Source organism: Shewanella sp. 10N.286.51.B8 (genome assembly GCF_041469325.1).
Lineage (GTDB): Bacteria > Pseudomonadota > Gammaproteobacteria > Enterobacterales > Shewanellaceae > Shewanella.
Window position 1 is genome coordinate 39,501 of record NZ_JBFRKG010000036.1, and the last position, 23,962, is coordinate 63,462.

The window sequence follows — 23,962 nt, forward strand, 5'->3', positions numbered from 1 at the left end:
TGAGCGGTTTTTGTTAATGCTTATACTAATCAATTAACCATTATCATGGACGTTCACTGTATACGTTACAGGGTCACCATATAAAGTTTTCACTGTAATAGTTAAATTACCATCCGTTTTATCATTTGAAGAACTTTCTCGCCCAATAGTGAAAGTGAACAACAATGGCTTATTAGATGTATTGTTGCCAATAGTATATGAACTAGTCGCAGATGATAATTCACCATTTTCAGTAGAAGCTGTAATAGTTGTCCCACTCGCTAATGTATTGTTGTTTACATCGGACAAGAACAAGTAAACTGTTTTACTTGATAAACCAACATCAACATCTGGTGTTGAAGGATCATTATCATCATCTAAAAATACAGAACTAATATCAATTGTTGCAACATCTGTAATATCACCAACATCATTAATATCAACTAAACGACCATATGGAGTGGAACCAGACATAACGATGGTCATATTTCTAAACACGTTTAATTGTGATTGAGTATTATTTATACCTGTTTGACTACAGCTTGCTTCTGAACCTGAAGCGCAAAGTAAGCCTGTATAAAAACCATCAGCCGCATCAAAAACACCATTACTATTATAGTCAATATACTCTTCTTTAATTGCACCGGCAGGAACCGGGTCGCCACGATAACTGCCATCTTCGTTTTCATCAAAGAAAGCTTCCGTTATATCAGTCCATGTCTCCACAGCATCAAATAATCCATTACCATTTAGATCAACAAAACTCTCTTCACCTATAGCATAGGCTGTGACCGTTGAGCGACCAGGTCTTGGTTCAGGGATGATAGAATTATCGCCGTCTTTATAACTATCCAAAACATTACCAGTACATGGAGGAGATACATGTATTGTGCCATCTCTATCAATGAAAGGAGTCGGACACTCAACTACTCTATCGTCAAAAGGTCGGGGATTTGAACTAGTCCAAATGACAGAACAAGTACCTGTGTTAGATACAGTAGTACAGCTACCATCTAAATCCCCTTGACCGACATTACCACCTTCAGTTCTAAAATGGATTACCGTTCCAGTAGGTACAGGGTTATTGAAATGATCGGCTGAACGGATAGTCACAGCACTGGTTTCACCATCACGATCCCAGCCTTCAACATTTAACACTGAAGCTGATAACGAGAAGCTATTGTAATCAGCTAAACCTGTTGTAACCGTTAGGCTATCAGATACATTTGAAACAGGTAAACTTGATGGGTCACTCTCATCTTGCCAAACAGCGAACACCTTAACAGGTGTAGCAACATATCCTGAACGTACAGTAACTGACGCATTACCTTCTGAATCAGTATAAGCAACGGCATATTTATTTGCTGCGACTAAATCTGTTGGGTACTCAGGATCGCCGACTTTAGGCATATTTGGACAATAAACAAAATCATCAGCGATTGGCGCTGGTGACAATGTCATCCCGCCAACTTCAGTGCTTAGCTCGAAACACACCCGTTTAGCTGCTGCGGCTTGACCAACTTCATTTAACAACTTGAATGAAACTTGCGATGTTTCAGAGCGTTCACCAGCATCAGATAAACCACCAGAACCTTTAATAGCAAGTTTAGTTGGTGACGCACTAATAAATTGGATTGCACCAACGGTTATAGCATCTATCATCACATCGGTTGTTGCGGTGACTGTTGAAGCACCAGTAATAGCAGAAACCGTTATTGTATCTGTACCCTGACAATTGATACTTCTATAGGTAGCAAAACCTTTACCAGCATTTGTTACTACAGGAGAATCAATAACAGCATTTCCCGCTGACATACATTGAGAAGAAAACTCTAATGTGAAAGGTTGACTTGTTTCTATAGCCCCTACAGAGTCTAGAACCGTAACTTCAATAACCGTAGACCCACCAGCCGGTATTGTGCCTGTACCGATATAAGTGGACACATCTAAATCAATATCGACTCGGCCAATTTCAAAAGCTTTGGTAGAAGTTACTTGTTTCACTTTTAAAGAAACTTCACCAGCACCAACTGCACCATCTGAATATAGGTCAAGAATAGCTTTACCATCTTCATTAGTTATTGCAGTTGCAGACGCAGGGCTTACAGCACCAAGAGTCGTACCTGCAGATATTAGAACTTGTCTAAGCGGTTGACTAGAACCTTCTAAAGTAACGATAGCACCAAGAATACCCGGGCGTTCATTGGTAATATTATCAGTTACACTACATACCTCGAAATTCTTAAGAGCCTTATCAAAAGCTGCAACATCATTACAATCATAGATTTCAAAACTGATACTAGGATCTGCAGCTACAATATCAATATCATCGCCAGCAGTTTCAAAACCAATTGAGACTTCATTTGCACCTAAAGAAGCCGTTATACTCGCAGCGCCTTCGATTGAACCTGCGGTTAGCAATATTTCGGCTTTACCTGAATTATCGCTTAATGCTGTTGCTGATACAGGTAAAAAATCGCCTAAAGTACTCGCGAAACTTATCACTTGATTGACAACAGGATTACCAGTTCTATCAGTTACAAATACTTGTACTTTTGCAGGTTCAGCTTGGCTTACTGTTGATGTTTGGTTACCAGAAACATCTACTAAGGCAATATCAAGATTATTAACCTCACCGTTGCCATCAAATGCGTCACCAGCTACGCTGAAATTGAAATCTGCAAAAATTTGCTCTCCTTCAAGAATAAATACAACTTCCAGAGTACCCGCACCTTCAACGGTATCTGTTAACAAGGTGGCCCTTGCGATACCATTAACATCAGTTAAAGCGCTACCTGAAGAAGGGTTTATTTTACCTTCTCCGATAATCGAAAAGTCTACTCTTTCATAAGCAACTGCAACACCTTGTTTTAATAAAGTTGCCTTAACTGAACCAGGTGAACTTTCGCTTATATTACGTATAATATTATCAGAAGAATCAACGACCGTTAGCTCTATTTGGTACTCATCAATTGGTTTTATGACAACTTCATCGCCTAATGACTCAAATCCTAAGCTTGCAGTAGCGTTTCCTATAACCACTTGAACTTCACCAGCGCCAGCCTCTTCACCAGCAGTGAGCTTAATAGAAGCTACACCATTGGTATCAGTAATTGCAGTGCCTAAACTCGGCGTTATATTACCTAAGCTGGTTTTAAAGGTTGCGACTTTATCAGTGAGCGGGTTGCCTTCAAGATCCAAATAAGTTGCCTGTACAATACCTGCAACAGCATTACTAATTTGGTTAATTTCTGTTCCATTTACATCAAATAATTTGATAGATAATCGATTAGTTCCAACAGCGGGCCCGTCACCTAAAGCTTTAAAGCTTATAGATGTAGTTAACCCTTCTGCAACAGATACATTAACAGTACCAGCAGCTTCGACGTCAGCAGTTCTAAGAATTATAGAAGCCTTACCATTTGCGTCAGTTAAAGCTGTAGCGCTGGTAGGATCAAATATACCAATTGAGGTATCATTCAATGAAAAATTAACTACCGCACTTGGTACTGGATTACCATTTACATCTAAATAAGTAACTTCAACAAGCCCCGGTTCAGTGTCAGAAATTTCAGTAGTTGAATTTCCCGAAGAATCCAGTATTACAGCAGTAAGACTTGCAATATCAGCAACGCCACCATCGCCTTTCGAATAAAAGCTGATACTTGATGGGACTTCATCTCCTATCGTTATCGTGACATTACCTGCACCTTCTTTATTCGCCGCAACAACCTTAATACTTGCTACACCCGATGCATCTGTCAACGCTGTTCCACTACCAGGAACAAAGCTCGCAAGTTCTGAATCATTAAGTGTAAAACTCACCACTTTATTGGCAACTGGCGTACCAGAGGCATCAGTATAAGAAACGTTGATATAACCCGGAACGGCATTACTAATGTTTGAAATCGTATTACCCGCAACATCTTGCATCGCAACACTGATAATATTATTCCCAGGGAGTACCCCATCACCAACAGAGCTAAAGTTAACCAGCGTTGCATCAGTGCCAGCACTAATAGAGATGGAGCCAGCCCCTTCTTTATTTAACGTCACTAGCTTAATGGTTGCATCACCTTGTGAATCAGTTAACACGGTTCCGTCAACAGGGTCGAGTGCACCTAACGCGGTATCATTCAGGCTAAAGCTAATCACTTGATTCGCTTGCGCTACACCTGCTGTATCAGAATAGTTAACATGAACATATCCTGGCGACGATGCACTAATACTGGTAATTGCACTCCCTGATGAATCTTTGAGGCTTGCTGATAACACTTTTTGGTCTGCTCTAGGTGCATCACCTTGTGAGCTAAAGTTTACACTTGATGTATTCTCACCGATGACAACGTTTACTGTTCCTGCACCTTCTTTAAATTGAGTCGCAACTTTAATCGTCGCTTTACCCTGTGCATTAGTTAATACGGTGCCGTCTAAAGGGTCAAAAATGGCTAACGCTGAATCATTAAGACTAAAAACAACTAACTCATTAGCCAAAGCATTACCTTCAGGGCTTTTATAAGTAACTTCTAAATAACCTGGAACGCCATGACTAATATGAGTTATTACAGTTTGAGTATTATCAATTAGTGAGACTTCAATAGAATTTCCGCCAGGTATCGCGCCATCGCCAGAAAAACTCACACCTACGTTATCTGACTCACCAGTCACTAAACTGGCAGTCAATAATGTCGCAACTTCTTGACTGGATGTGCTTAAAGTTATTGAAGCTACACCTTCCGAGTTAGTTTTAACGCTTGCTGATACTGGGTCAAAGATACCAGCTTCAGGATCGTCAAGTGTAAAAGCCACGACTTGGTTCGCTAAAGCTCCTGCAATAGAGTCTGTTACTGTTGCAGTGATCAAAGCTGGTGAGTCGAAAGATATATCAGTAGTCGATATATCCAGGGTAATAGAAATTACAGAAGGATCAGGATCCGTTCCTCCGCTACCATCATCGGAAATGCTTCCACCACCACTACAAGCAAATAGAAATATTGAACTTAAAAGCGCTAAAAATAGTCTTTGTGCTGACCTCATTGTCAGTCTCCCTGTTACATTAAACTCGTACTTATGAATTATAATAGTTACTTAGTAAGCGATATCAAACAAAAATATTGCAACTTTCTCTTTACTCTACTGTTTTTTTCCACATTTATCCTCAAAAACTTTAACTTTTACCCCGTTTCATAAGATTTCGTTTCCTGATAGGCTTAAAAATGTAAAAAATATACTTATAAAAATGATGGGAAGGATGTAGTTTTGATTAATAAAAGTAAGCTTGGTTTAACAAGCAAAATACTAATAGGTATGGCAGCGGGTATTATTCTTGGATTAATTCTAAGAAATGTGTTCCCCGATAGTTTATTCGTAAAAGATTATATTACTGAAGGTATCTTGCACGTTGTTGGAACCATCTTCATTTCAAGTTTAAAAATGTTAGTGGTTCCGCTAGTGTTCGTATCACTGGTTTGTGGTACCTGTTCATTGAGTGACCCGTCCAAATTAGGCCGACTTGGTGGTAAAACCATTGCGTTTTACATGTTCACCACCGCGATTGCTTTAACGGTCGCAATTTCAATGGCCATTCTCGTTCACCCTGGTAACGCATCACTGGCAACCTCTGCGATGGAGTTCAGCGCTAAAGATGCCCCTAGCCTTGCTGAAGTCGTGATTAATATCGTACCAACAAACCCAATTGAAGCCATGAGCCAAGGCAACATGCTGCAAATCATTATTTTTGCAGTCATCTTTGGTTTTGCAATTTCACACATTGGCGAGCGCGGCGCACGTGTATCGGCATTATTTAATGATTTAAATGAAGTCATCATGCGCGTGGTTACTTTAATCATGCAACTTGCGCCTTATGGTGTATTTGCGCTGATGGCAAAACTAAGCTTAACCCTAGGTTTAGAAACATTCGGTAGCGTAGTTCAATACTTCTTCTTAGTAATTTTTGTATTACTTCTGCAAGCACTGGTTGTTTACCCTACGTTACTCAAGGCATTCTCAGGTTTAAGCCCATTAATGTTCTTACGTAAAATCCGTGATGTGCAATTATTTGCTTTCAGTACTGCAAGTTCAAATGCAACCTTACCTGTTACCATCGAGACGTGTGAACACCGTTTAGGTGCTGATAATAAAGTCGCTTCATTCACCTTACCCCTAGGCGCTACCATCAATATGGATGGCACCGCTATTATGCAAGGTGTGGCAACGGTATTTATTGCCCAAGTATTTGGTATTGAACTGAGCCTAATGGATTATGTAACAGTGGTTGTTACTGCGACATTGGCATCCATTGGTACTGCTGGCGTTCCTGGCGTTGGCTTAATCATGCTCGCCATGGTGCTCAACCAAGTCGGCCTTCCTGTAGAAGGTATTGCATTGATTATCGGTGTTGATCGTCTACTTGATATGATCCGTACCGCGGTTAACGTAACGGGTGACTCAGTCGCAACTATCGTCATTGCCAAATCTGAAGGTGAGTTCAATGAAGCTGTATTCAATGATTCACAAGCGGGTAAAGTAAGTGCGAGCTTTGAAGATCAAGTTAAAAACGTCAAAGCGTAAAATACATTAGCATTAAATATTTAGGCGCCATGTTATGGCGCCTTTTTTATTTGTGTTATAACCTAACTAATCAGATGCTTAACTCATGAGATTAAAATGGATTTTACCCTGCTTTCAACCCTTGCCGTTATTCACTCTTTAGCATTAATTAGCCCAGGGCCTGATTTCGCTATTATTGTAAAAACAGCCACACAACAAACTCGCAGCACTGCAATCATGTGCGCGGTAGGAATAAGTGCCGCGATATTGGTGCACAGTTTGCTATCACTTTTAGGGATAAGCATCATGATCCAGCAATCTGCAATGGCTTACATAGTGGTGCAAATTATTGGGGTGAGTTACTTGGCATGGATGGGTTATGGCGCTTTAGCGGCCTCATATCGGGCATATACACAAACTCAAGCATCATCTGATGAAACTGAAATCAATGGCCGTCTCCCTCACCAAGGCACTATGTCTGCTTTAAAAGGCTTTCAAATTGGCCTTTATACTAATTTGCTTAACCCTAAAGCGTTAATATTCTTTACCACCATTTTTACCGTACTGGTGACACCACAGGTCACTATAGAAACGAAATTTGCGTCAGCTAGCTTATTATTTGGCTTATCTATCATTTGGTTTTGCTTTCTCGCCATCATATTAACCAACCCCAACATTCAACACAAAATGGCTAAAGGCAATAATATAATTAATATCATTACCGGTATTATTTTCCTTGGCGTCGCTATTACCATTGCAATGTCATTAATATCCACGCACCTGTTGAACTAGAGGTTAACAATTCAAAATAAAATGCCTCTGTGTCAGCTACAGTTAAGTATTAGGCTGATAATATCTAACGATTAACAATGTAAGAGTATTTCCTATGAGAATTTTGGTAATCGAAGACGATCCGATTTTATCGCACCATCTAAATGTGCAGTTATCTGAATTAGGCAATCAAGTCCAAGTGGCTTTGACGGCTAAAGAAGGCTTTTATCAAGCAACTAACTACCCTATTGATATTGCCATCGTTGACCTTGGCCTGCCCGATAAAGATGGCATGACATTGATTTCTGAAATTCGAAATGCAGGCGTCAAAGCTCCTATTCTCATCTTAACCGCGAGAGTTAACTGGCAAGATAAAGTAGAAGGCCTTAATGCCGGTGCAGATGACTACCTGGTAAAACCATTTCAAAAAGAAGAGTTAGTCGCTCGCCTCGACGCTCTTGTGCGCCGTAGTGCAGGCTTTGTTAAATCGACCATCAGCTCAGGTGCTCTGCAGCTTGATTTAGCCGCTAAACAAGTCTCATTAAATGATGAGCCAATGGAAGTCACCGCCTTTGAATATTTAATTTTGGAATATTTAATGCGTCATTGCCATGAAGTCGTTGCCAAGCAACGCTTACTTGATGTGATTTATGGTGATAAAGAAGGTGACCCTAATACTATCGAGGTAATGGTAAGCCGTATCAGAAAAAAATTGACTAAAGGCGCTATTGAAAACCCCATCGCAACAATACGCGGTCAAGGATATAAATTTAACTTACCATGCAGCTAAGATTTAAACCCAAAAAGCGTCTGCTCACGAGGATGTTAATCACATCCTTAGCGATTATTGCACTTGTTGGCTTTGGCCTAGCTTGGTCATTGACCATTTTACACGCCCAAAATAGCTACAATGTCGAAACTTCGCAACTAATCGCTGAAATGCCTCAAATTGCAGCCGAATTAAGAGAGCACGACTTAATTCCGAAAAATAACAATTGGCTGCAAGAAAATAATAGGCAGAAACGCTATATTATGGCCAGTTGTGGGGATAATTATCGCCAAATTTGGACCTCTACACTGGCAAAAGAAAACGGCATCAATGACATTTGTAGCCGATTTAAAACCATTGCCGATACATCCCCGCCCTATTATCTGACCACGGCAAATAATAAGTCTTATTTTGCCTATCAATTACCGGTTGAATTGAATCAACAGCAATACAACATGATAGTGCTCAAAGATGCAAAAACCGTTGAAAGAGACTTCAAACGCTTTAAACGTTTAACTTATCTGCGACTGGCCGTTGTACTAGGTTTAGCCTTCATACTACTGATCAGTGCAGCCTATTGGGGCATGCACCCAATGATAACCCTTAAACAAGAACTACAAGCAATCACTAAGGGAAAAAAACAAACACTATCAAGTGATTACCCACAAGAATTAAAAGGCGTTACTCAAGCGTTAAATCAATTATTAGTCCAATCTAGCGAACAGCAAACTCGCTATCAAAATGCCATGAATGATTTAGCCCACAGTCTAAAAACCCGCTTAGCTGCGGTTCACGCCATTACTGACGACCAGCAGTTAAGTAAGGCTGATGCGAGCGAAAAAATCATGCAGCAAGTAGGACAAATGGATCAACTCGTAAAATATCAACTCAAAAGAGCCTTAGTGGGCCGACAAGGACTAATACAGGAGCAAACGCCCGTGTTACCCATGGTTGAGCAGTTATCACAAATGTTATTCAAGATTTATCATGAAAAGTCAGTGCAGTTTAGTAGTGATATTAATTCTGATATTAGCTTTCCAGTCAATAAAGGTGATTTGATGGAACTGTGCGGTAATTTAATGGAAAATGCCTTTAGATTGTGTATCAGTCAGGTCAAGGTTACAGCCTTTATTGATGACGATGGCTGCACTGTGTTAATCGTAGAAGATGATGGCCCTGGCGTTGAAGATGCACTCAAAACGCGCATCATTCAGCGTGGTGTGCGCGCTGACACCCAATCCCCCGGTCAAGGCATTGGACTTGCTGTGTGTCATGAAATTGTCAGCAGTTATCACGGCACCTTATCAATTACAGAAAGTCAGTTACAAGGGGCAAAATTCACTATTAAGATCCCCAATCAATGAGCATCACTTCGCTTGCGCGGTATAAAGTTGCTCAGCGCGATTGAACATTATCCATGAGGTGGCAATATATTTATCATCACTGATAGGGATATTGCCCCTATGGGTGTGGGTAAAGCCTGCGGGGGCAATCACCATAGTACCTTTTGTAGGCTTAATGGCTTTATTTTGATAATAAAACTCAGTTTCACCGCCTTGCTCAACATCATTAAGGTAATACATATAAAGTAATACTCTATGCAAGGCTTCATGGGAACCAGACTGCGGAAAGTGTTCTGAATGCCAATGAGGGTAACCACCTAAACTTTGCTGATATTTTTGCACATTAACCGTACCACTGCGGTATAAATATTGCGTTATCGCTTTGGCTTTATTCGCCCCTAGGTCAGAAAAATTATCAGGATTTAGCGTAACAGCTTCACCTTTATCATTGGCGATGGTGACAGATACCGCGCCCATGAGTGCCATAGGGTACTGGCTGAAGTAGTTTGCCGCATGGGTTAATGTTAACTGTAATAACTCATTTTTAAGCTGGGTTAAGTTATTGTGCAAGTCTAAGGTTAAATCTAAACTGCGTTTTTTATCCCTATCGACACCCTGTCCTGTCTTTCCTTCAGTCACTCCAGAGTGATTATCAAAAGCATTTCGTAACCTGTCGCACAAATCATCACTAATAGCATTGGGTATAACGTCAATAAAATCCATAATCTATAGGCACTTTTTAATATTGTAATGATATCATGCTGCCACGGAATGTTTTGCACTGCAAAGTGCATCCACATAACCGCTATAAATAAAACAATAAATCAGGTGATACTCTTTTAATCTATGAACAAAAACATAAAAATTTCAATTAATCAGCTTCAGGTAGGTCATTTCATTCGACTACCTATTTCATGGAAAGATCACCCATTTTTATTTAGTAATTTCAAACTAAAATCCCAGTCACAAATTGAATTACTTAAAAGCCTCAATATTAACGATATTTATTATGACGCCGAGCGCAGTGATTTAGGGTTAATTGACTTAAAACCCTCAGCGAATAAAAACGCTAGTACAGTGGTTGATCCTGAGGAGCTAAAACAGATTAAAGCTAAAATGGAATCTTACAAACAGATTCAAATCGATGCCCAAAAAAAGTTACGCCGCAATTTGAAAAAAACCGAACAGCAATTTGAGCGTTCTATCGCCATGATGCGCTCAAGCGTATCAAAGCTTGGCAGTCGCCCTTTAAATTCGGTCAGTGATGCAAAAGAAATGATCACAGACATGACCAATATGCTATTGAGTTCTGATGATTTGGTGCTGCATTTAATGACTGATGCAAAGCCCAATGATGTCATTTTCCATCATTCACTCAATGTGTCGACAATGTGTATGATGCTGGCTAAAAACTTAAACTGGCCTCGTGATGAAATTGAACTTATAGGCCTTGGTGCGTTATTTCATGATCTGGGGAAACTAAAAATCCCCAGTAATATTTTGAGCAAACAATTGCCGCTAACGACGCCGGAAAAGAACTTATTAAAACAGCATTCTTTGATGAGCCTCAACTTTTTAAAATTAGCTGACAGCTTTCCTGAACAGGCTAAACCCATGATTACTAATCATCATGAGTACCTTGACGGCTCTGGCTACCCCAAAGGCCTAAAAGGCGATCAGTTAGACAAATACTCGCAACTAATAAGTGTTATTAATGAGTACGATAACTTGTGTAACGGTACTAAGTTATCAAAACCTAAAACCCCTTATGCTTCTTTGGGGCTACTTTACAAAAATTATAAAAGTAAACTTAACCCTGAGTACGTTGGTAAGCTCATCAAAACTATCGGTGTTTATCCACCGGGCAGCCTCATCGAGCTTTCAAGTGGTCAATTTGGCATGGTAATGTCAGTAAATTTAAACAAGATATTATTTCCGCAAATTATGCTCTACGACCCTATCGTACCAAAAGAGCAAGCACCAATTATTGATTTAGAAAAAGAAGACATCAGCATTGTGCGCTGTTTGCCAGCTTCTGCATTACCCGAAAAAATCTTCAAGTACCTAAGCCCAAGAGAAAACATAAGTTATGCCATTGGCAATGCATAATCGAATAGCTAAGTTTGCGTTTTAACATCAGCATCGACCCAACAAAAAAAGCCATTAACGGTTGCGTTAATGGCTTTAAAGTCATCAGCTTTATAAAAGCGCTATAGCCAGCCTTTACGTTTAAAGAAGAAATACGTACCTGCGGCGCTCGCGAGCATCATTCCTATGGCCATGGGATAACCAAAACGCCAATCTAGTTCAGGCATATTGGTAAAGTTCATTCCATAACTACTGGCAATAACCGTTGGCGGTAAAAACACTACTGCTGCAACCGAAAATATCTTAATAATTTTAGTCTGTTGTATACCACTAAAGCCCATCGCCGCATCCAGCAAAAAGTTTAACTTATCAAAAATAAATTGGCTGTGGGGCATCAATGACTCAATATCAGATAGCATTTCACGCAAATCTTTAATATTTTCTTCAGATAAATGTTCGCGATAATAACGTTGGATATAACGTAAAGACCGCTGAGTATCGAGCAAACTTAAGCGAATTTTACCATTTGAATCTTCTTGTAAGGTAATGAGTTTAAACACATCATCTAATTCTTGGTCTTCGAACACTTGCTCGCCGACACTTTCAAGCACTGAATATACATCTTCAATTAAATCAGACAGGTAATCGACTTTAAGGGTGAAAAGCTCCAGCATTAACCCCTGAGGAGAGCTGACATCTAAGCGACCTAAGCGTAAGTAGTTACGCAGCAAGCGAATTAAACCGATATCCTCTTCACGTATCGTCAGCAAAAAATCCTTACGTAAATTGAAAGAAACGTTAATGCCTCTAACGTCTGATCCTACACGTTGGGGGAATAATGAATTGATGTGTAAGCCATCTTTACTTTGGAAAAAACGAGCTGATGCTTCAATCTCATTGATGTCTTCTTCTTCGGGTACTTCTTCTACCGAAAACCGACTTAGCCATTCCCTTTCATCATCATTGGGTTTAAACATATCTAACCACAATGTTCGATCGGGAATACTGTCTAGAACATTTAATTCGTGAACAGTTAACTTGCGATTTTCATAAACATAGGCAGTAATCATGTATCCCCCAATGTGGTCGATTTCTCGTCCACTGACAATAGGTTAAGTTTGCTGGCTAGTGTACTAAAAAGAACACACATTGCCATGATAAAAATGTAAAAATAGCCAAATCCCCTAAATAATGTGCTGAAATCGTTAAATCTTTAAATTAAGTGCAAAAAAAAGTGCCCATTTGGACACTTTAATTGTAAATCGTTGCTTTATTCACCTTTTAGGCGACGGTCTAATTGATCTTTTAAATTTGCAGGCACGCCTTTAATCAAAATCGTGTCCGAAATAGGATCATAGATAACTCGCTCACCTAAATGGCCGCCATCAAAACTTAATGTTACCCCGCCACCGGTACCTGAAAACTTCTTCAAGGTACGTAAACTGGCCTTATCTGCTGGAAACTCTTCATCAAGTTCATAAGATCCACCGCAGGCAAAGTCATAAAACGAATCCATACCAGAGTCGGCAAGTTCATCCGCTAAATCTTTGACTTCAATATCAGCGCCTTCATCAGCTCTTTCTGAACAATACTCGAATACCTTGTCGCGGCACTGTTGACGTTCATCTTTGGTTAATTCGCTGCTAGCTACGAAATCTTCAACTGCATGCATAAGGGTTTTATTTTGCGCTTTCGTATTTACCCCTTCAACACAGCCCATAAAATCAAGGAAGAAGTCTGCCACTTTTCGGCCCGCGCGGCCTCTGACAAATGAAATATATTTACGTGAAGCTTTGTCTGCTTGCCATTCGGTTAAATCAATTCTGGCGGCAAGTTGGACATTAGTTAAATCAAGATGATTATTTTGCGACAACTCCATATCATCAAGTACCGTCATTGAAGGCTTGGCATTAAGCAAGGCGACAAACAAATAATCGCTAGTCATGTTGGTATAGCAAGACATTAATAAAAAACCGCCTTGGCTAAAATCATATTTAGCGAGTTCTTCTTGTAAAAGCTTACTGGCAGCACTGCTAAACTCAACAAAGCCTAATTCACCACTGCGGTATTCACTTAATGCATCAGAAAAAGCGGGGTTTGCTTCGCCATCTTCGCCGTGGGTTCCAAAAAAGCCAAAACCTTTACCCGCTTTACCGGTATAGGTTTGGTGTAATTCTTCTAACATCGCTTCTACGGCGCTGCTATTTAATAGTGGCTGAGGTCTTAAACGACAACTTAGTTGCCCCTGACTATCTTGAGAAATTTCATGGATAATTGCTTGTTCGATATTAATGCTCATAAGCCCTAACTGATCTTTGTGATGGAAGCGAAATAGCGGTAGATATCATAACAGACCGTGTTCAAAAATCTAAAAATAAAACCGTCAAATTACGTCAAATGCATCTCCTGAGATCCAAGGGTTAAACTGATGTTCTGTCCGCTTTAGAAAACACCAGCTATAAACCCCATAATCACTAACACCCAGCAACAGAAACTTGCAGCGTATCAGCTTTAAATCCGATATAATCACGTGCTAATTCATTACTTTTTGAACGATTTCGAATATGGCTATCCAATCTAAATACACCAACACCCAAGTTGAAGCATTAATTTCTGAGCTATTAGCAGTGCTGAATAAGCATCAAGCGCCTACAGATTTAAGCTTGATGGTGCTAGGTAACTGCGTTTCTCACTTATTGGAAAACAAGGTACCCAGTGAATCTCGTCAAGCAGTAGCAGAGCAATTCGCTAAAGCCTTGGCTCAATCTGTAAAAACCAGTTAAGTATCATTAAAAGGCATTTAAATTAATCAATTATCCTGTTATTTTTGATTAATACGAATTAGGAAAACGATACCGCATGGTTGAGCGCAAAAAACAAATGACCCGTGACAAAGTGTCACGTCTTGTTAACTGGGGCCACTGGTTTGCCTTCTTTAATGGCTTGTTAGCCATTATTGTGGGAACGCGATACCTCAGTAGTGTGGGTTACCCTGAAACCCTCATAGGTTGGGGTTACTTAGCCATTAGCAGTATTGGTCATTTTAGCTTTTTGGCTTTTATTGTTTACGTCGTTTTTCTTTTTCCTGCCACATTATTACTACCTTATTCAAAAATCCTACGGGGTTATGCTGCCTTAATCGCAACCCTCGGCTTATGTATTTTACTTTATGACACCGTAATATTTGATGATTATGGTATTCACTTAAGTCCATTCGCTTTTGACTTAGCCTGGTCAGATCTCAATGCCCTATTAGGTAACACCTCTTATATTGCTACTCCTATCGGCATTATTTTAATTGAGCTCACAGCCGCGAATTTTCTGTGGAAACGAATTGAAAAAATAGAGAAAAAGCAGTTAGGTAATAAAGTCATAGCCTTTATCGGTATTTGTTTTGTCAGTAGTCATGTTATCCATATTTGGGCAGATGCTAATGATGTCACTCAAATTACCCGTTTTGATGACACCATGCCATTGTCTTATCCGGCAACGGCACGTTCATTTATGGAAAGTCATGGTATTGAAGGCACCACTGCGCCAGATAAGACCTATCAAACAAAATCAAAACAACTGAATTACCCAATAGCTGCGCTGCAATGCAAAGCGCAAAAACAACAAAATATCCTAATCGTCTCGGTTGACGGTTTAAGAGCTGATATGGTGAACTCGGCAACAATGCCGTTTTTCAGCCAGTATCAGCTGCAAAATAAGCAATTCACTGAACACTTTAGTGGTGGCAACCAATTTAATACCGGTATGTTTGCCTTACTTTATGGCTTACAAGGGAGCTATAGTGATAAAAAAGCGTTCGAGCATACTGCGCCAGTATTAACCCAAGTATTGTCAGAACAAGGCTATCATCAAGCGGTATTTATGCCCCAAGACAATGCCGACGAATTAGCCAACCATGCCATTTTTGACGGTATGGATATGCACCTAAGCCATAGCGATATTGGCAGCGCGCAAACCGACATCAAAAATACTGAGCTATTTATTCAATGGCAAGCTCAGCAAGCCTCACCGTGGTTTTCATTGGTAAACTTATCTGCCACTAAGCACTATGACACCCCAATTGGCTTTTTAGGCATTGAAACTGTTAAGCCCCATCTAAGCTTAAAACCTGCTGAAAAAGTGCTATATAACCAATACAGGCAGTCGCTATTCTTTATCGATCAGCAAATACAACAACTGCTTACTAACCTTGATGATCAAACCTTAGTCATTGTCACCGGTACCCATGGGCAAATTTTCAGTAGTAATCCTCGTGAAGTTAATCAGGATCTTTCACCTGCTAATGTCAAAGTGCCCTTTGTCATGCATTGGCCTAAAACAACCTCTGATACCGTAAATTATCGTACTAGCCACTATGGCGTAGTACCGACAATCATGGGGCAAGCACTGCATTGTAATAACCCGATCACCGATTACAGCTCTGGATACAACCTATTACAACCCAGTGAGAAGAGCTGGGTCTATATCGGTGATAGCAGCACCTTTGCAATATACCAACAAGATGAGATTACGGTTCTAGGCAGACATGGAAAATATCGAATTTATGATATCGACTACAAAAAACGTCTTAAGCGAAAACTCAGTGCTCCTGAGCTAATTCAGGTCATGCGCGAAGGTCGAAGGCTTTACAATAAATAACCATTGAACCGTGGTTGATGCTATTTAACTCAATCTCGGTTTAATCGTCAGAAAATATTGCCTATTTTCCAAGCAAAAGATAACTAAAGATGTAAAAGCCACAAAGCAAATGCCTGTTTATTAATCATTTAAATTCAATTTTGCATTTTATTGTTGCGGCGCAAATACCTTCTAGGTAATCTAGCTAAAGAATGACGTTCGGGATATGGCCTAGTCCGGTAAGGCGCTTGTCTGGGGGACAAGAGATCACAGGTTCAAATCCTGTTATCCCGACCAATTCTTCTGCTTTAGCGTTACCCCTTCTTTAAGTTTCTCGTTTGCCTAAATAACACATAAAATCAATACTCATTATTAAGCTCAGAGGCTTAAATTACCTTAATAACTTCATCTGTGCTTGCCATACAATGACAATATCACCACATAATCCCAAGCCTAGATTTAATCCTTAAATCTCACTTTCAGCGCTTTCAGCAAGTTTTGTCACCTAAAGAACTATTCTCTATTGAATATGTGATAGAGATTAGAAATTTGCATTAGCAAATCGGTTATATTGCGTCATCTTTCAACACCCTTGCTTAAGAAGCTCATTAAGCAATTGTCAGCTTTTCGGAGAATCCCTATGCGGTGGCGCGTACTATTAATCACCTTAGCGTACATGTTACTTGGCGCACACTTTTTGCGTTACGCTCAAATGCCATTAGCAATAATTTGTGCAGTGATGCCATTACTTTTGGCTTTTAAAAACAACTTTTTAAACCGAATAATCCAAATCGGCTTGGTATTAGGCACTATCGGGGTATGGGGCGTAAGCACTGTTCAATATATTGATCTACGAATAGCCATGGAGCAACCTTGGCTGCGCCTTGCTGCGATTATGACTGGGGTAATGTTATTTAGTCTATTTGCCAGTTACTCGGTCAATGGCTTAGTAAAACAAGCTAGAAGCAAACAAAGCTTATTTAGATAAATGATTTTCAATAAATGCTAGCCATAAAAATACCGACACTTTGCCGGTATTTTTATGTCATCAGCTAAATCTTCAAGCTTATAGCCTTTAAGCTTAAGCGTTCAAAATTCAACTACTCAAAAACCTTAAATATTCAGGTTTGGCTTTTAGCATTCGTATTAATTTTCGGTCTCAATTTTGATTTCGGCATTAACCAGTGACTAATTTGGCGTCTTCTTAGCCATAACAAACACGCTATCACAGCAATATAAATACTCGGTTCAATAATCTCAGATTTGACCGACCAGTAAAAATGAATCGGCGCCAATATCGCTAACACATAAATCCAATTATGTAATGATTGCCAGCGCCTGCCCATATTGCGCCTTAATGCTTTAAAAGAGGTCACCGCTAGCAATAGTGCAATAATAAAACCGCTAAATCCGACTAAAATGTAAGGCCGTTTAATGACTTCTTCAACTAAAAATCCCCACGCAAACAGCAAATCTAAACTGATAAAGGCGCTAATATGTAGACAAGCATAGGCAAATACATATAAACCCACTAGCCGCCTTATTTGCAATAACAAGCCTTGTTTAGTCAGCTTAGCCAGTGGTGATATCATTAAGGTCACCACCAAAGCATTTATCGCGCCCATACCGGTAAAATGAATAATATATTGCACCGGATCGCCACCAGCATTATCGGTCAATACCAGCATAATTAAATAAACAACCGGTAAGATAAAACTCAGGTGTAAAAGCCCTTTTAACCACAATAAACCACCCGGGGTTAAGCGCATTAATAATACTTCCTCAAATCAAGATTGTTATATAAACCAGCCACAGACTCACCATAACCATTAAACATTTGTGTTGGAATTCGTTTGGCTGAAAACAAACCGCCTTCACCAATACTGCGCTCAGAGGCCTGCGACCAACGAGGATGATCAACCTGCGGATTCACATTGGCATAAAAACCATATTCGCTTGGCGCTAATTGATTCCAACTGGTAGGTGGCTGTTTATCGGTAACGCGAATTTTAACGATGGACTTAATACTCTTAAAGCCATACTTCCAAGGTAAAACTAACCTCACTGGCGCACCATTTTGCGGCGGCAAGGTTTTACCATATAAGCCTACGGCAAGAAATGGCAATTCATTCATGGCTTCAGCAATGGTTACCCCTTCTACATAAGGGTAATGTATCCCGCCGCCCATTAAACGATTTCGCTGCCCTGGCATTTGGTCAGGGTCAAACAAGGTCTCAAAGGCCACATGAGTTGCCTTATTAGATACCCCTGCCATTTTCAATAACTCAGCCAGTGAAAACCCTACCCAAGGCACCACCATTGACCACGCCTCTACACATCTTAAGCGGTAAATACGTTCTTCAAGGGCGAATTTACTGGTTAAGTCGTTCAAATCTAAGGTTAACGGTTTATCCACTAAGCCTTCAATTTTAAGCTCCCAGGGATTAACTTGAAATGATTGCGCATTTTCAAACGGGTCTTGTTTATTAGTGCCAAATTCATAGAAATTATTGTGACGGGTAATTTTATCTTCTGGGGTTAATTTATCATTGATTTGAAAGCGGCTAGGCTTTGTATAATCAATACCTTGCACCGCAAACGCAGGTTTATCGTCGCTGCCAAATAAATCGAACAAACCCGCCTGCACTTGCCCCGGCAAGCTAGCCCCGAGCGAGCCTAGCCCCAAGGCTTTAACGATATTGCGTCGATCCCGAAACACCGTTTCTGGAGTGACTTGATTTTCTTTTAATGCCCATGATGGTGGGTTGGCAATGCCTTTGAAAAAACCTTTCTTTGACACCATAGCTCACCTCATTCAATTATTATCATTTGATATAAATAGTAGACAGTCTAATACGCGTTAAAATTTCAAAAAGTTTACTATTTTGATGTTTTGAGTTTAATAATTAAGCGCTTAAGTATTAATTAGTCCTTTTGAGCCTTGCAGTGTACTGCCCTGCATGAGAATCTTAAGCATCATTTTTTGCAGGTTTTTTGCATGACATTTCCTACAAGTTTAACTATCCCCGAAATTATCGTTTTAGCCGCCGTCGCTTTTTTATCTCTTCTAATTGGCGCACTACTTAATCAGCGATTAACCCGTCAGCGCTGGGAGCAACACAGACAACGCATTGCTGAAGAAATGAGCCAATTAACTGCTGAATTTGAAATTAAACAGCAATCACTTACAGAGCAAATTGATGACAAACAAGATGCGTTAATGCTCACTCAAAATAAGCTCGAGTCATTGATTGGTCAATTAGCTAAAATGGAAGCCTTTGCCGAAAGAGTGCCATTACTAGAACAACAGTTAAACGATGGCCAGCGTAAATTCATGGAAACCCAGCTAGCACTGTCTAAATCTAATGCGATTCAACAAAGCATTCAAGCGCAGGCTAATATCGAAAAAACCGCTTTAAATGACAAAATCGCCTTACTAGAATCAGCCGAAGAAAGACTAAAACTGCAATTTGAAAATCTGGCGAATCGTATTTTCGAGGAGAAGTCAGAAAACTTTAAAAAGCAAAATGTCAGCCAAATGGATGGCGTGCTTGGGCCATTAAAACAGCAGCTAGAAGGCTTTAGACAACAAGTTAGAGAATCCTATAACCAGGAGCAAACTGAACGCAGCGCCCTTAAACATCAACTTGATGCACTCAAAGAACTTAATTTGCAAATGAGTCAAGATGCAGTCAATCTTACTAAGGCGCTCAAAGGCGATAACAAGCAGCAAGGTAATTGGGGTGAAGTCATCCTTGAGCGGGTCCTACAAGAAAGTGGTCTACGTGAAGGCCATGAATACCATACTCAGCAAGATTTAAAAGACGATCAAGGTAAGCGCTTTAAACCTGATGTCATCGTTCACCTTCCTGAACAAAAAGATGTGGTGATTGATGCCAAAATGTCATTAATTGCCTACGAGCGCTTCTTTAATAGTGAAGACGAGCTAGTACAGCAACAAGCGATAAAAGAGCTGGCTTTATCTATTCGTCAACACATTAAAGGCCTAAGCCATAAGGACTATCACAAGCTACACGGCCTAAAAAGTCTCGACTATGTATTAATGTTTATTCCAATAGAACCTGCATTTTTACTGGCTCTGGAGTCAGATCCTAGCTTAGTGAACTTCGCCCTCGATCATAATATTATGTTAGTCAGTCCAACCAACTTATTAGTAGCACTGCGGACCATTAACAATATTTGGCGCTATGAGTACCAAAACCAAAATGCCCAAAGTATCGCAGCCCAAGCAGGTAAAATTTACGATAAATTATGCAGCTATGTTGACGACATGGATAAACTTGGCCGCGCTTTAGACACTGCCGATAAAGCCTACCAGCAAGCAATGAATAAACTGTCCCAAGGTAAAGGTAATTTAATAAGGCAAGCCCATGTTATGCAAAAGTTGGGCGTTGAAACCAGTAAAAACCTTGATCCTCAATTAATAAATAAAGCCTTAGATGACTCTAAAGAGTCATAAGCGGTTTTAATTCAGTTTTTATGAGCAATTTTTATGAGCAATTATAGCTAATTGCACTATTCTTTGGCTTGAGGTGGCAACACCTTAAGCAAAAATAGACACTTGGCTAATATTGATAATGCAGCTTAATAGATACTATTTATTAATTAGATTCAAACAGTTTGGTTCGCAAAAGATGTCATACTGAGGCGGAGATTCTCATTATTATGCGCAACATATTGGTTAGTTTTGTATTTTTTCAAGGGTTATTGTGGCTGTCAGCTAGCGTTAATCTCGCCCATGCTGAAGAATCAAGTTTAAGCCCCCAGCAACAATTGTATCTTGATGCCCGCAAAGCGCTAGATAAACAACAGCTCAACCAATACCAAAAGCTACGTAAGCAGTTGGGTGATTACCCATTAACTGTCTACCTTGATTACCATGAGCAAGTAGCCGACATTATAAAAATGAGTGGAACTCAGGTCCATAAAGCCATCGAGCAGTTTAATACCACTCCGCTTTATAACGGCTTACGTTATCGCTATTTGAAAAATGCTGGCGAGAAAAAGCAGTGGCAAAACTTTTTAGCCATCTCACCTAACGCCCCTAATGATGTCACCTTGCAGTGTTACTATTACCGCGCTCAATTATCTCAAGGCAATAACAACATCGCTTATGACGGCGCTGAAAAACTGTGGCTTTATGGTCGCTCACGCCCCAAGGCTTGTGATGTGTTATTTAGTCAATGGACCAAGGCCGGTAAAAGAACCCAAGCATTAATTTGGTCAAGAATGTTACTTAGTTTTAATGAAAACCAATATGGCTTAACCCAATACCTATCCAGAAAAATCACCAAAAATAAAGCTGAGGCCGATTTACTAATTTCAGTTTATCGCGATCCCAACAGCCTACGTAATACCAAAAAGTTTTCTTCTAAAACGCCCATTGTGGCGGATATTGTTAATGTTGGGCTCAGAAGACTTGCCAGAAAAGACTTAAAACAAGCGGTAAAATTATATAAGAAATATGATAAAGCTAACCGTTTTAATGCCATCAAAGGCCAACAACTTAATCGTTATATTGTCCGCCGAGCATTAATCAGAAAAGAAGCTGATTTACTGGAACACATTGATGCAAGCTTACCGATTTTAGACTCTGATGACTTATTTCAAATTCGTTTGCGCTGGGCAATCGCAGCGCAAGATACAAAAGCAATCAAACACTATCTAACCTTACTCAGTGATGATGTCATTGATGACTCTCGCTGGCAGTATTGGAGCGCACGCATAAATAAAACCACAGATAAAACCCAAGCAGACAAGATAACGAAGCAACTTAGCCAAGCACGTAATTTTTATGGTTTTTACGCCGCCCAATCCATAAAGGCCCCGCTGGCGTTAAATAATGACAAGTTACAGTCATCGCCACTGCTTGCCAAAAAACTTCATGATGACCCAGGGCTTGCCAGAATTATCGAATTGATTGCCATCGATAAAACCCGCGATGCTCGCAGTGAATGGGTTCATTTGCTGCGCCGCCATGATACCGCGATGAAGGCTGAATATGGCCTACTCGCCCTTAAAAATGGCTGGTTTGATTATAGCGTCGAAGCCAGCATACAAGCCAGACAATGGAATAGTTTGCAATTGCGCTTTCCTAACGCCGCCCAAAACGAATTTGAACAAGCCAGTAAAAAATATCAGGTTGAGATAGATGAAATACGCGCAATCGCCCGCCGCGAAAGTGCGTTTTACCCTTATGCCACCTCGGGTGTGGGTGCGCGCGGATTAATGCAACTCATGCCCGCAACAGCAAAAGAAACCGCCCGAAAAAATAAGCTCAAATTTAACAATAAAAATGACCTATATAAGGTAAATTATAATGTTCAACTTGGTAGCGCTTATTACGGCCAATTGCTCAAACAGTTTGATCAAAATCGCGTGCTCGCCACAGCAGCCTATAATGCCGGCCCCCACAGGGTCACCCGTTGGTTAAAAGAGTCTGACGGAAAACTGGATGTCATGAGCTTTATCGAAACCATTCCCTTTAAGGAAACCCGGGAATATGTGCAAGCCGTACTGAGCTATAGAATGATCTATCAGCAACAAGAGGGTCGCGATGCCTCTATGTTCAGCGAAGCCGAACGCAAGTTTGCTTACTGATAGATTTGACGGCGGCAATGTGTTTATTGGTCACTTTGTCATTAACCAATAGCCATTAGCCTTAGCTTAATAGCTTAGCCACTTTAACGCCGCTTAAGACTTACTAAGGCTGTCGTGAGTAGTGTTCGAAACCGATAACTCACTGCCACGATAGTTAAACTCATCACAGAGTTTAGCTATCATTTTTTATCACTGAATATCTTCCTTTATTATCTTTGGCAGGTTAACGTAAGCCATTCGATGTACTTGTTAGCAAAATAGCTTAATTAGGCCCTTTTTGTTAACTAACGGAGTGTTTAGTGTCAGCAACAAAACTACAATCGCTGTTAAGCCAATTAGAAACGGTATTATTAGGTAAGCCTGAGCAAATCAAACTGGCGCTAGCCTGCATTCTCGCTAAAGGTCATTTACTGATTGAAGATTTACCTGGCATGGGTAAAACCAGTCTTTCTCAGGCCTTAGCCACCTCAATGGGCATGAGCTATCAACGTATTCAATTTACCAGTGACATGTTACCCGCTGATATTCTAGGGGTATCCATTTACCAGCAACAAAATCAACTGTTTGAATTTCACCCAGGGCCGATTTTTAATCAAATGTTATTAGCCGATGAAATCAACCGCGCCAGCCCTAAAACCCAAAGTGCCTTACTTGAAGCCATGGCAGAAAGACAAATCACCATTGATGGTGAAACACACACATTGCCACAGCCTTTTTTTGTTATCGCTACCCAAAACCCCATTGAGCAATCAGGGACGTTCCCGCTGCCTGAATCGCAACTTGACCGCTTTATGATGCGCATTTCTATTGGCTACCCAGATGAACATGCTGAGTTAGCCATGCTAAAAGGACTACATCAGCGCAGCGATGCCCCGCCGCTCACACAATGCTTAAGCCCAACCGAGCTAATGAGCTTGCAACAACAAGTACAAAAAGTCAGTGCCTCTGATGCTGTGCTTAAGTATTTGATCAATCTTGCCCAATACTCTCGTCAGCAAATCGATGGCAATGGGCTATCGCCTCGGGCCAGTATTGCACTGCTAGACGCAGCTAAAGCCTGGGCGCTATTAAATCATCGTAATTATGTGGTACCAGAAGATATTCAGGCCGTATTTCATTGCGTAGCAGAGCACCGCATAAGAACCAATAGCCAACTGCAGGGGCAAGCGCTGTCAGATCAAATTCTCGCACGCGTTAACCCAATAAGCTAAGC

At 40.4% G+C, this 23,962-nt stretch carries 17 protein-coding genes and 1 tRNA gene; 12 read left to right on the plus strand and 6 right to left on the minus strand.

Going from position 1 to position 23,962, the window contains the following annotated elements; translation table 11 throughout:
- Positions 1-33: 33 nt before the first annotated feature.
- Positions 34-5,016, minus strand: coding sequence for a beta strand repeat-containing protein (locus AB4160_RS14580; protein WP_372005239.1), 4,983 nt, complete (start codon positions 5,014-5,016; stop codon positions 34-36).
- A gap of 222 nt (positions 5,017-5,238) precedes the next feature.
- Between AB4160_RS14580 and AB4160_RS14585 the strand changes: the two genes are divergently transcribed.
- The 4 genes from AB4160_RS14585 (at position 5,239) to AB4160_RS14600 (ending at position 9,432) form a co-directional block, all read left to right on the plus strand.
- Positions 5,239-6,549, plus strand: a complete 1,311-nt coding sequence (locus AB4160_RS14585) for a dicarboxylate/amino acid:cation symporter (protein WP_102439770.1) — start codon at positions 5,239-5,241, stop codon at positions 6,547-6,549.
- 96 nt (positions 6,550-6,645) lie between these two features.
- Positions 6,646-7,320, plus strand: a complete 675-nt coding sequence (locus AB4160_RS14590) for a LysE family transporter (protein WP_372005241.1) — start codon at positions 6,646-6,648, stop codon at positions 7,318-7,320.
- Positions 7,321-7,414: 94 nt separating this feature from the next.
- Positions 7,415-8,089, plus strand: a complete 675-nt coding sequence (locus tag AB4160_RS14595) for a response regulator (RefSeq protein WP_102439768.1) — start codon at positions 7,415-7,417, stop codon at positions 8,087-8,089.
- Complete coding sequence (locus AB4160_RS14600; protein WP_303503775.1) at positions 8,080-9,432, plus strand: ATP-binding protein; 1,353 nt, start codon at positions 8,080-8,082, stop codon at positions 9,430-9,432. Before AB4160_RS14595 ends, AB4160_RS14600 begins: the two co-directional genes overlap by 10 nt.
- A gap of 3 nt (positions 9,433-9,435) precedes the next feature.
- Here AB4160_RS14600 and AB4160_RS14605 read toward each other — a convergent pair whose 3' ends face one another.
- Positions 9,436-10,134, minus strand: coding sequence for a 2OG-Fe(II) oxygenase (locus tag AB4160_RS14605; RefSeq protein WP_102519954.1), 699 nt, complete (start codon positions 10,132-10,134; stop codon positions 9,436-9,438).
- A 123-nt stretch (positions 10,135-10,257) separates the two neighbouring features.
- Here AB4160_RS14605 and AB4160_RS14610 point away from each other — a divergent pair, with 123 nt between their 5' ends.
- Positions 10,258-11,520 carry a DUF3391 domain-containing protein gene (locus AB4160_RS14610; RefSeq protein ID WP_102439765.1) on the plus strand — a complete coding sequence of 421 codons (1,263 nt, stop codon included), beginning with the start codon at positions 10,258-10,260 and terminating at the stop codon, positions 11,518-11,520.
- A 101-nt stretch (positions 11,521-11,621) separates the two neighbouring features.
- On the opposite strand, the gene corA is transcribed toward AB4160_RS14610, so the two are convergent.
- Entirely contained in the window at positions 11,622-12,569 is a 948-nt protein-coding gene (gene corA / locus AB4160_RS14615) for a magnesium/cobalt transporter CorA (RefSeq protein ID WP_102519952.1), read from the minus strand.
- A 200-nt stretch (positions 12,570-12,769) separates the two neighbouring features.
- The gene (gene yejK / locus AB4160_RS14620; RefSeq protein ID WP_102439763.1) at positions 12,770-13,798 is read right to left on the minus strand and encodes a nucleoid-associated protein YejK; all 1,029 of its coding nucleotides are present in this window, start codon (positions 13,796-13,798) and stop codon (positions 12,770-12,772) included.
- A 265-nt stretch (positions 13,799-14,063) separates the two neighbouring features.
- On the opposite strand from yejK, the gene AB4160_RS14625 reads away from it, so the two are divergent.
- The 4 genes from AB4160_RS14625 (at position 14,064) to AB4160_RS14640 (ending at position 17,116) form a co-directional block, all read left to right on the plus strand.
- On the plus strand, positions 14,064-14,282 hold the full coding sequence (locus tag AB4160_RS14625) for a YejL family protein (protein ID WP_076536859.1): 219 nt from the start codon (positions 14,064-14,066) through the stop codon (positions 14,280-14,282).
- Between the two features lie 76 nt (positions 14,283-14,358).
- Positions 14,359-16,149 (plus strand): DUF3413 domain-containing protein, encoded by a 1,791-nt coding sequence (locus AB4160_RS14630; protein WP_303461940.1) that lies wholly within the window; start codon positions 14,359-14,361, stop codon positions 16,147-16,149.
- 199 nt (positions 16,150-16,348) lie between these two features.
- A tRNA-Pro gene (locus tag AB4160_RS14635) sits at positions 16,349-16,425 on the plus strand.
- Positions 16,426-16,768: 343 nt separating this feature from the next.
- A complete protein-coding gene (locus tag AB4160_RS14640) occupies positions 16,769-17,116 on the plus strand; it encodes a hypothetical protein (protein WP_102439761.1) in 348 nt (115 codons plus the stop codon).
- Positions 17,117-17,249: 133 nt separating this feature from the next.
- Here the strand turns inward: AB4160_RS14640 and msrQ are convergent, their stop codons facing one another.
- Both msrQ and msrP read right to left on the minus strand, forming a co-directional pair.
- Complete coding sequence (msrQ, locus tag AB4160_RS14645) at positions 17,250-17,897, minus strand: protein-methionine-sulfoxide reductase heme-binding subunit MsrQ (RefSeq protein WP_372005245.1); 648 nt, start codon at positions 17,895-17,897, stop codon at positions 17,250-17,252.
- Entirely contained in the window at positions 17,897-18,931 is a 1,035-nt protein-coding gene (gene msrP, locus AB4160_RS14650) for a protein-methionine-sulfoxide reductase catalytic subunit MsrP (RefSeq protein WP_102476121.1), read from the minus strand. The genes msrQ and msrP overlap by 1 nt, the downstream gene beginning before the upstream one ends.
- A 195-nt stretch (positions 18,932-19,126) precedes the next feature.
- Here msrP and rmuC point away from each other — a divergent pair, with 195 nt between their 5' ends.
- The 3 genes from rmuC to AB4160_RS14665 all read left to right on the plus strand — a co-directional run bounded on the left by rmuC (position 19,127) and on the right by AB4160_RS14665 (position 23,960).
- A complete protein-coding gene (gene rmuC, locus AB4160_RS14655; RefSeq protein WP_372005247.1) occupies positions 19,127-20,608 on the plus strand; it encodes a DNA recombination protein RmuC in 1,482 nt (493 codons plus the stop codon).
- 206 nt (positions 20,609-20,814) lie between these two features.
- Positions 20,815-22,749 (plus strand): transglycosylase SLT domain-containing protein, encoded by a 1,935-nt coding sequence (locus tag AB4160_RS14660; RefSeq protein WP_372005249.1) that lies wholly within the window; start codon positions 20,815-20,817, stop codon positions 22,747-22,749.
- Positions 22,750-23,048: 299 nt separating this feature from the next.
- Positions 23,049-23,960: an AAA family ATPase gene (locus AB4160_RS14665; protein ID WP_372005251.1), complete on the plus strand. Its 912-nt coding sequence runs from the start codon at positions 23,049-23,051 to the stop codon at positions 23,958-23,960.
- The last annotated feature ends 2 nt before the right edge of the window (positions 23,961-23,962 follow it).